The sequence below is a fragment of the Dolichospermum sp. FACHB-1250 genome, assembly GCF_014696335.1.
Classification (GTDB): domain Bacteria; phylum Cyanobacteriota; class Cyanobacteriia; order Cyanobacteriales; family Nostocaceae; genus Dolichospermum; species Dolichospermum planctonicum.
This window is the reverse complement of record NZ_JACJPZ010000089.1, coordinates 1-9,695: the sequence shown is the minus strand read 5'-3', so window position 1 is coordinate 9,695 and position 9,695 is coordinate 1. Positions and strand designations below refer to the sequence as shown.

General features: G+C 36.7%; 8 protein-coding genes. 2 read left to right on the top strand and 6 right to left on the bottom strand.

Features of this window, described 5'->3' with window-relative positions; genetic code table 11:
- On the top strand, positions 1-1,704 hold a 1,704-nt coding region (locus tag H6F39_RS19640; RefSeq protein WP_304506185.1), incomplete at its 5' end, for a calcium-binding protein.
- A 528-nt stretch (positions 1,705-2,232) separates the two neighbouring features.
- Here H6F39_RS19640 and H6F39_RS19635 read toward each other — a convergent pair.
- Both H6F39_RS19635 and H6F39_RS19630 read right to left on the bottom strand, forming a co-directional pair.
- On the bottom strand, positions 2,233-2,688 hold the full coding sequence (locus H6F39_RS19635; protein WP_190397267.1) for a DUF29 family protein: 456 nt from the start codon (positions 2,686-2,688) through the stop codon (positions 2,233-2,235).
- A gap of 62 nt (positions 2,689-2,750) precedes the next feature.
- Positions 2,751-2,981, bottom strand: a complete 231-nt coding sequence (locus H6F39_RS19630) for a carboxypeptidase-like regulatory domain-containing protein (RefSeq protein WP_190397266.1) — start codon at positions 2,979-2,981, stop codon at positions 2,751-2,753.
- 120 nt (positions 2,982-3,101) lie between these two features.
- Between H6F39_RS19630 and H6F39_RS19625 the strand changes: the two genes are divergently transcribed.
- A complete protein-coding gene (locus H6F39_RS19625; RefSeq protein ID WP_190397265.1) occupies positions 3,102-3,707 on the top strand; it encodes a prolyl oligopeptidase family serine peptidase in 606 nt (201 codons plus the stop codon).
- A 148-nt stretch (positions 3,708-3,855) separates the two neighbouring features.
- Here the strand turns inward: H6F39_RS19625 and H6F39_RS19620 are convergent, their stop codons facing one another.
- From H6F39_RS19620 to H6F39_RS19605, 4 genes are all read right to left on the bottom strand, one after another.
- On the bottom strand, positions 3,856-6,480 hold the full coding sequence (locus H6F39_RS19620) for a DNA polymerase III subunit alpha (RefSeq protein WP_190372399.1): 2,625 nt from the start codon (positions 6,478-6,480) through the stop codon (positions 3,856-3,858).
- 334 nt (positions 6,481-6,814) lie between these two features.
- A complete protein-coding gene (locus H6F39_RS19615) occupies positions 6,815-7,351 on the bottom strand; it encodes a hypothetical protein (RefSeq protein ID WP_190372398.1) in 537 nt (178 codons plus the stop codon).
- A gap of 3 nt (positions 7,352-7,354) precedes the next feature.
- Positions 7,355-8,710 carry a ParA family protein gene (locus H6F39_RS19610; RefSeq protein ID WP_190372397.1) on the bottom strand — a complete coding sequence of 452 codons (1,356 nt, stop codon included), beginning with the start codon at positions 8,708-8,710 and terminating at the stop codon, positions 7,355-7,357.
- 145 nt (positions 8,711-8,855) lie between these two features.
- Entirely contained in the window at positions 8,856-9,326 is a 471-nt protein-coding gene (locus tag H6F39_RS19605; protein WP_190372396.1) for a transposase, read from the bottom strand.
- Positions 9,327-9,695: the final 369 nt, after the last annotated feature.

The window sequence follows — 9,695 nt, the reverse complement described above, 5'->3', positions numbered from 1 at the left end:
AGTAGCGACTATACAGGAGCAACACCAGGAACAGGAAAAACCATCACCTTTGCTGCGGGTGCAAGTACAGCCACTCTGACTATTGACCCCACAGGTGATAGCACTCCAGAAAGTAATGAAACTGTTGTTTTAACTTTGGCTTCAGGAACAGGTTACACTGTTGGTACAACTACAACCGTGACGGGAACTATTACTAATGATGATATTGTTGCTTCTCCCACCATTACCCTAGCAGTATCACCCGGTAGTGTACTAGAAGATGGTACAGCCAATCTTATTTACACCTTCACCCGTACAGGAACTACCACAAACGCCTTAACCGTTAACTATGGCGTTACGGGTACAGCAGATAGTAGCGACTATACAGGAGCAACACCAGGAACAGGAAAAACCATCACCTTTGCTGCGGGTGCAAGTACAGCCACTCTGACTATTGACCCCACAGGTGATAGCACTCCAGAAAGCGATGAAACTGTTGTTTTAACTTTGGCTTCAGGAACAGGTTACACTGTTGGTACAACTACAACCGTGACGGGAACTATTACTAATGATGATATTGTTGCTTCTCCCACCATTACCCTAGCAGTATCACCCGGTAGTGTACTAGAAGATGGTACAGCCAATCTTATTTACACCTTCACCCGTACAGGAACTACCACAAACGCCTTGACCGTTAACTATGGCGTTGCGGGTACAGCCATATTCAATAATGACTATACTCAAATCGGTGCAGTCGGTTTCACCCCTACCACCGGAACTATTACCTTTGCTGCGGGAAGTAGTACAAAAACTCTGACTATTGACCCCACAGGTGATAGCACTGTGGAAACTGATGAAACTGTGGCTTTAACTCTAGCTACAGGCACAGGTTACACCGTTGGGACAACCACAGCCGTCACGGGAACGATTACTAATGATGATGTTGTTCCCACCATCACCCTAGCCGTATCACCCAGTAGCGTCAATGAAGATGGTACAGCCAATCTTATTTACACCTTCACCCGTACAGGAACTACCACAAACGCCTTAACCGTTAACTATGGCGTTACGGGTACAGCCAGATTCAACACCGACTACAGCCAAATAGGTGCGACAAGCTTTGCGACTACCACCAGAACTATTACCTTTGCTGCGGGAAGTAGTACAAAAACTCTGACTATTGACCCCACAGCAGATACCACTGTGGAAAATAATGAAACTGTTGTTTTAACTCTAGCTACAGGAACAGGTTATACCGTTGGTACAACTACAGCCGTGAGGGGAACTATTACTAATGATGATACGGCTGATGCAACCAATAATAACCTAGTCGGAGGTTCTGGAAATGACACCTTCTTGGGATTAGGAGGACAGGACACTCTCACTGGTGGACTTGGTGCAGACACGTTCAGGTTTAATTCTCCCACCGAAGGCATGGACACCATTACCGACTTTTCTAAGGCACAAGGGGACAAGATAGAATTGTTTAGAATTGGCTTTAATTCTCTGGTGTGGACAGACGGGGTAAGTAATGCACTAGATCCCAGCGTATTTTCTATGGGTACAAGTGCCAATTCTTGGACTAATAGCATTATCTATAATAATAGTAATGGTATCGTCTATTTTGATGCTGATGCTTTGGGTTCTGGTTCACAGGTAGCATTAGCTCAACTTTCCCCTGGACTAAATCTCACTAACCAGGACTTTATTGTTAGTTGGGTGTAGTTTCTCAATATCTCCCAAAAACCATGTGGGGACGTTTCATGAAACGTCTCCATATTATAGATACAATATATAGAGCTTTAGCGCACTAACGAAAACTAAATTCTCAGAAATCCTTAGCTGCTTACTAACCCTACCTACCACCAAAAACTATCCTCATGTACCATAAGTTATCCTATTTGTCAATAGTACATTAGTTCTACTAATCAAATTACATTATTTGCTCAATAATTTTTCCCCAATTTACTCTTTCAAACCACTGCTAATTTGTCAAGTTTTGTATTTTTTTTCAAAATAGATCTCTGAAACGACTATCAATAAAGACTTTTGCAGATCATCTTTTGAGCAGGGTGCAAAATTGACAATAATACCCCAACTATGAAATTCTTCAGAATTATAGCAAATCGCCGAAAGTATTGCAAGCTCGTTGCTAAATAAAAATAATTCTCAATTAATTGTTAAGAAAATCTAAAGTTGAATTTTCATGAGTTATGAATATTAAAAGTATTATTGATTTTATATAAGTTTTCATTATACTATACTGTAAAATTTTATGATCACTTCCGTACCATTAGTCATAGCTGTTGACATAATTGGCTTTCTATCTAATATCTCCGATAATTGAGAACGGGTATATTTACCATTCATGATTTCTATACTAGCATCAGCGATCGCATCTTCAATTACTTCTTCCTCTATTAAATTTTCCCATTCATCATAATTGACATAATAGGATCTTTTATTTTCCTTCAAATTGATTTTTTGAATTTCTCTAATTGAATTACGAATAGAAGCCATCCAATAATTTGTCAATCGCTGTTCTATTTGATTTTTAATCAAGTGAATTAGTAAAATCTTTAAAAATGATTCTATATTTCTCAATATTGCCTGTTTACTCATTCCCTCTAATTCATCAATAATTGCTAAAGCATCGGCATAATTTCCTTGTAAAATGCTGTTTCTGAGGTCTATTAATTCCTGAGTCATTTTCGTTAACCTCCAGGATGATTCACATACTAATAATAACACAGCTTTTACAAAAAAGCATACTAGGGTAATTTTAAATTTAACTCTTGTAAAGTATTAGCATCTGCTTTAATTGTAATTGTATTAGGTTCAGCATATTTACCATTGACTTTTAACTGATAACTTCCTTGTCGCAACTGTTCCAAATAGAAAACACCTGCATTATTCGTAATAGATATAACTGATGATTTGGAACTATTATCAATAGCTTCAACTTTAGCACCAGCAATAGGGTTTCCTTTGGAGTCCGTCAAAGTTCGACCCCTATCAGACCACTTGTAAAAGGAATCTGTGCTTATTTTCCTGTATAACTCAACAAGTTGCAATCAGATTATGGGAAGATATAACAGTAACAGTTTATCTATCCTGAATCTATGTCTAACTGTAAAACATCCTTTAGCTATCCCGCTCTTAGCAAAATTGATCAAACAGATAATTATTATGGAACTGTGGTTGCAGATCCTTATCGCACTTTAGAAAACCCAGATACACAAGAAACAAAAGCTTGGGTAGAAGCGCAAAATCAAGTTACCTTTACCTACTTAAACGAAATTCCCGCGAGGGAAGACATTAAACAGCGTCTTACCAAACTTTGGGATTATGAAAAATATGGAACACCATTTAAACAAAGTAATAATTACTTTTATTTCAAAAATGATGGACTGCAAAATCAAAGTGTTCTCTATACTCTCCCTACATTAGATGCACAACCAAGAGTATTACTTGATCTTAACAAACTTTCAGAAGATGGTACAGTTGCCCTTTCAGGAATTTCTATTAGTGAAAATGGTCAACTTTTAAAATTTGCTGCCGCTTTGCAAGCTGCCCATAGTAGTAATGCACCTGTTTTGATTAGAATTGAAACTAAAGCCGGACATGGTGCGGGTAAACCAACGACAAAAATTATTGAAGAAGCAGCAGATAAATGGGGTTTTTTAGTCAGAGTTTTGGGAATTTATAATTCAATACCATCCAACTAAGAACTTATTATTCTCTTTTCTCTGTGTTCTCTGTGACTCTGTGGTTCGTTTTCAAAAAGAGTTTTGGGATTAACTGGATTGATTTATAAATTCCCTCGTAACAATTCAGGGAACAGGGAATAGATATTTTTCTGCTCCTTGTCTTCTGCTATAAATCTGCCACTTGTAATAAATCTAATCCTTGGGTAAAAATATCATCAATGGGTAACATTTCCCCCTCTTCAGTCATGAATTTATGGTCTTTTGTCGCGCGAATAATTGCCCCATTTTCTAATAAATATTCATAGACTTCTTGCTGTCCCCGATGATGCCATTGGGCAATAGGTTGAGTATAAAGTATGCCATTGCTATCAACTGTATACACCCGACACTCAATTTGTTTTTCCACAATTTCCCCAATCTCTAAAAAACCATATTCAACAGTTAAAATTTCTGTATCATAACTTAAACAATATTCCGCAAATTTTAACATATCCCCAAATAAATGTTCAGCAACTTGGGATTTTACACCATTTTTTGCAGAACCATCAATAAAATTTTGCTTTTGTTTCTCCATTTCCGATACTTTCTTTTTCCCCATAGCGCGACGGAGTAAATCAGCTTGTCCTAAACTATAACCAGCCATATCTTGAGCAATTTTCATAATTTGCTCTTGATAAACCATGATTCCATAGGTTTCATTTAATATCGGTTCTAAAATTTGAGTATCATATTCAATTTCTTCTCGTCCATGTTTCCGATTAATAAATTTAGGAATTAATCCGGCATCTAATGGTCCAGGACGATAAAGTGCAAGAATAGAAGAAATATCTTCAATATTAGAAGGTTTCAAATCTCGCACTATTTGTTTCATCCCTGAAGACTCTAATTGAAATATGCCTTCTAAATCACCTGCTTCTAATAGTGAATAAGCTTTAGTCACATCTTTTGGTAAGCTGGTATGTTCACCTTTAGCTAATATTTTTTGTGCCTTTCTTTCCTGTTTTGTGATTTCATCAGGATCAATACGATATCCTTGACTTTGTTCAATTAAATCAATGGTTTTTTGAATTAGGGTTAAGTTCCGTAAACCCAAAAAGTCCATTTTTAATAATCCCAAAGATTCCAAATCTTCCATGAAATATTGGGTAATTACAGAACCGTCATTATTGCGTTGTAAAGGAACAAGTTCATCTAATGGTTCTGCGGAAATAACCACACCAGCAGCATGAACACCGAAGGTTTTGTTAGTCCCTTCAATGCGCATGGCCATATCAATCCAGCGCCGCACGGTGGGATCATTATCATATTTGGCTTTAAATTCTGGTTCGGGGGTTTCATCGGAAATCATCACTTTCAATTTTGTAGGTTTACCCCGGACTACAGGAATCATTTTCGCCATTTTGTCAGATTCATTGTATGGAATATCTAACACTCTAGCGACATCTTTTAACACTGCTTTTGATGTCAGTCGGTTAAAAGTAATAATTTGGGCTACTCTCTCAACCCCATATTTTTCAGTGACATATTCAATTACCTGATCTCGTTTATCAATGCAGAAATCTGTATCAATATCCGGCATTGATTTACGTTCAGGATTGAGAAATCTTTCAAATAATAAACCATGATGTACAGGGTCAATATTCGTGATTCTCATAGCATAAGCTACTAAAGAACCTGCCGCAGAACCCCGTCCTGGACCAACGGGAATATTATTGTCTCTTGCAAATTTGATATAGTCCCAAACTACTAAAAAGTAGGTGGAAAATCCCATTTGCTGAATCATTTTTAATTCATATTCTAATCTTTCTTTATAGACTGGATCTACTTCGTTGCGAGATTTGCGATTTAATCTTTCTAAAAGTCCCAACCATGCAACCTCCTCTGCATAAGTATCTGCTGTATGTCCTGAAGGGATTGTGGGTGTGGGAATTTGTGGATCACCCATGATGTGATAAGGTTCAACTTTATCAGCAATTTCTTCTGTTGTGGCGATCGCTTCGGCAATGATATCATCGGCTAAATGGTCACGGAATAGCTGGTGCATTTCCTCAGATGATTTCAGGTATTCTGTGCCGCTATACCGCATTCTTTTATCTTCGCTAATGAGTTTACCGGTTTGAATACATAATAAGGCATCATGGGATTCTACATCAAAACAAGAGATAAAATGAGAGTCATTTGTGGCGATAAATTTAATGTTTAATTCCCTGGCAATCTTGACGATTTCTACATTCACAATCCTGTCTTCTTGAGAACCATGATCTTGAATTTCTAAATAAAAATCTTCACCAAATACTTCTTTATACCATTTGGCAATTTTCCTAGCTATATCTGGCCGATTACTCAGAATTGCTTGGGGAATTTCTCCCCCTAAACAAGCACTGGTGACTATTAACCCCTCCTTATATTGTTTCAGTAAATCCTTATTAATACAAGGACGGGAAAAAATGCCTTTACCTTGTACTCCTTGCAGGTGAGAAATGGTAGTTAATTTAACTAGATTTTTATACCCTTGAGTATTTTTTGCCAATACGACTTGATGATATTTAGGACGACGTTCTTGTTTGTCAATTTCACCATTAATGATATACATTTCGTTGCCAATGATTGGCTTAATCGTCTTACTGCGGCAGATTTTGATCAGTTCCACAGCCCCATACATGACACCATGATCTGTGAGGGCGATCGCTTTCATTCCTAATGCGATCGCTCGATCTACCAATTCTGGTAATTGACTAGCACCATCAAGCAAGCTGTAATCACTGTGAATATGTAAGGGAACAAAGGACATATTAGTATTTGGTAAAGTAAGGGGATTTTCAACTAACACTTTTTAGTTAATATCTTGTGCCGGGAAGGGAGTAATTAACCAGGTATGTTATAATTTAACATCAATGTTGCGACTGTTATAGCTAATTTAATTTTAGGATATATAGTTTTGTAATTAGCCTGATAATAAGCATTTAATAAGCTACTTAGTATTTAATATGCAAATCCAAATCTTCAAAAACTCCTGTGGGGTGGGCATCTTGCCCACCCCCATTATATAAATTCAATTGAAAATACCTGAATTAAAAAAGGTATGATCACTTAAATTAATAAAATCCAAAATAATTTGGAGGATTTTAACTATTCTTTTGCTTATATGCTTTAAGCCAATTTAAAGACCTTTTAGCACCTAGCTTTTTCTGCATATCTTCTTGAGAAATATAAGGACGTTTACCCGAAATTAGCTTTGCATATCCATCTTTAACCCCTGGAATCTTCCTCAAATCAGAATTTTTATTATTGATAAATTCCAAGAAACCTGTCAAATCTTGAGGCTCAATCACTCTGTCATTTAGTTTTGACTGCAAAAAAGCTGGTTCTATAAATTTTTCTGCTTCTGGTTGTTTAGCTGCAATTATAAATACCCAAATTCGCTCTATTCCAGCAATAATAGCTGCCTCATAAATTGCTAACCCTGTTAATAAGTGATATTTGTCTTCCTCATCTGTTATAGAAACAAATGGAACAATCAAGTTGAAACCCGCTTCTTTTATGTTTTCAGCTATTTTATTAAGAGTCAATCTTGAAGTTCCCGAATTTTCTTGAGCTACCTGTATCTGATTTAATACAACAAGACTAGGTTGGCTTTCAATACCTTTATAAAGCTTTACCATTTTTTAAATTCCTATAGCACTTTCAATCTGATTTATTCTGGTAACTATCTCTTTGGTTAAGGCAGAGAATTGATGTGCTACCTCACCTGCTCCAGTATTATGTTCTGCATATAAAGAAAGGGGAGAACGTGCCTTAGATGCTTGTCCAACAGCAGTAGCTCGCTTGATTTCTGGTAAAATCGTCATACCCTGAAATGTTTGTTCTACTAATTGCTTAATAGTAGTATGAAGCTTGACATTTTTTTCAGTCATCATTGGAACAATACCAAGAATTACTCCCCTTTTTCCGTTTTCTTCTTGGACTTCCCTAGCTCTCCTGATAGGAGTTCTGATACCATAAACTGAAAGATATTCCATTTGGGATGGTATCACCACATATTGGGCTGCATATAACCCATTACTAGCAATAGTAGTCGCACTAGGGGGAGTGTCAATAACTACATAATCATAATCTTTAGCTATTCCAGATTGTCGCAGTGCTTTATCTAGACGCTTTTCACGAATTCCACCTAAGTTTGCAAGTGCAGCATCTACGGTTTTGTAACTACTGGGTAAGACATCAACTCTTCCATCACTAGTCTTACTTATAATCTGGTTCAGTGCTAAAGAAGAGTGGATATATTCTCTATACTTAAAATTTGGCAAGTCGTAGTCTTTCAAAAACTCTACAACTTCTTTTCTATCCTTGAAAGATTCTAAGATTTCTTCAAATTCTTCCAAACTAGAAGCATGATCAAATTCATCAGCTTTGTTGACTCCTAATGATAGACTGGCATTAGCTTGATCATCCAAGTCAATAACTAAAACTTTTTTACCTTGAGTTGCTAGTTCATAGGCGAGATTGACCACTAGCGTCGTTTTACCAACGCCCCCTTTTGATGTATGAATTGCAATAGTACGCATTTTAATTTTATCCAGGAAGCTTTTTAAAAAATATGCTACAGGTTGAATTTTTTTAGGGTCTTGTATAGTATGTGTACACATTAGATTTGGTGGCCATTCTGTGTACTCATATATCTCAACTGAAAAAGGATCAATTAATATCCCAAATCTTGTATTTGAATATTTGAGATATGTTTTTAATTGAGTACGAGCATCATCATCAATACGAGCTTTGGCTGACTTAACCTCAACTAAAAAATTGACATATCTACCCAAATCCTCAATTAAAAAATCAACTTCTTTGTCAGTTTCCCTTACAAAACCATTTGCAGTTATTTTTGGAACTTTTATTTTAAACTCTGGATACCAATGGGAATAGCTACTGCGGGGAGGTAAACCTGCCATACGTAGCATTTCTTCAACCAGATGTAGAGAGACATAAGCCTCATTGTTCCATTCTGAAGATAACTCAGCCATAATTAAACAAACATCATTTTTATATTAATACTATAGTAAGCTTAATGACAAGCTTTTTTGACACCACAAATCCTGAAATTTGCTGATAAAGCAAAAGGGCGGGCAAGATGCCCACCCCACAAGAGAGAGGATGTAATAATTGAGGTTATTCTGAGGTTTGCCACAAGTAAGGGTAATCTTCTGGTGTTGATGACAGTCCTGCTTCTACAGGATTTTGTCTGATATATTGCCAATATGCTTGAAACTCTTCTTCATTTCTGACAATTCTGTCATATCGCTCATCTTGCCAAATAGTTCCTATATGTTTCATCACCTTGGCAATCTGTTTAGCACTATAACCTTTAATACTACTCATAATGCTACTAAGAGACCAATACTCATTTTCTGATTTAAGTAAAGGCTGCATCAGTAAATGTACATGATCTATCATCACCACAAAGACAAATATCTTATATCTTTGATTATTAAAAAATAAACAACTATTCAAAACTATTTCCCTAGCTTCTGGGTTAAGTTCTAACTTTTCCCAAGTATTAAAAGTAATAAAATAACTTGCCCCATCTAACTCCCAATGAGGTAACATCCTATGGTAAATTTTTAACCTTGCTTCTTCCATAACAGAAAAATATTTTCTAGGTTTATTGTAGGATAGGCATCTTGCCTGCCCTATCTTTATATTTCCCATCCTCTAAACAGAAAATTACATTCTTTTTATTTTTTGTAGTTTATATACATCTCTTATAGTTTACACCTCTTGTGGGCTTCTTATAGTTTACACCTCTTGTGGGCTTCTTATAGTTTACACCTCTTGTGGGCTTCTTATAGTTTACACCTCTTGTGGGGTGGGCATCTTGCCCGCCCATTAAAAAAATCCTCTTGTGGGGTGGGCATCTTGCCCGCCCATTAAAAAAATCCTCTTGTGGGGTGGGCATCTTGCCCGCCCATTAAAAAAATCCTCTTGTGGGGTGGGCATCTTGCCCGCCCA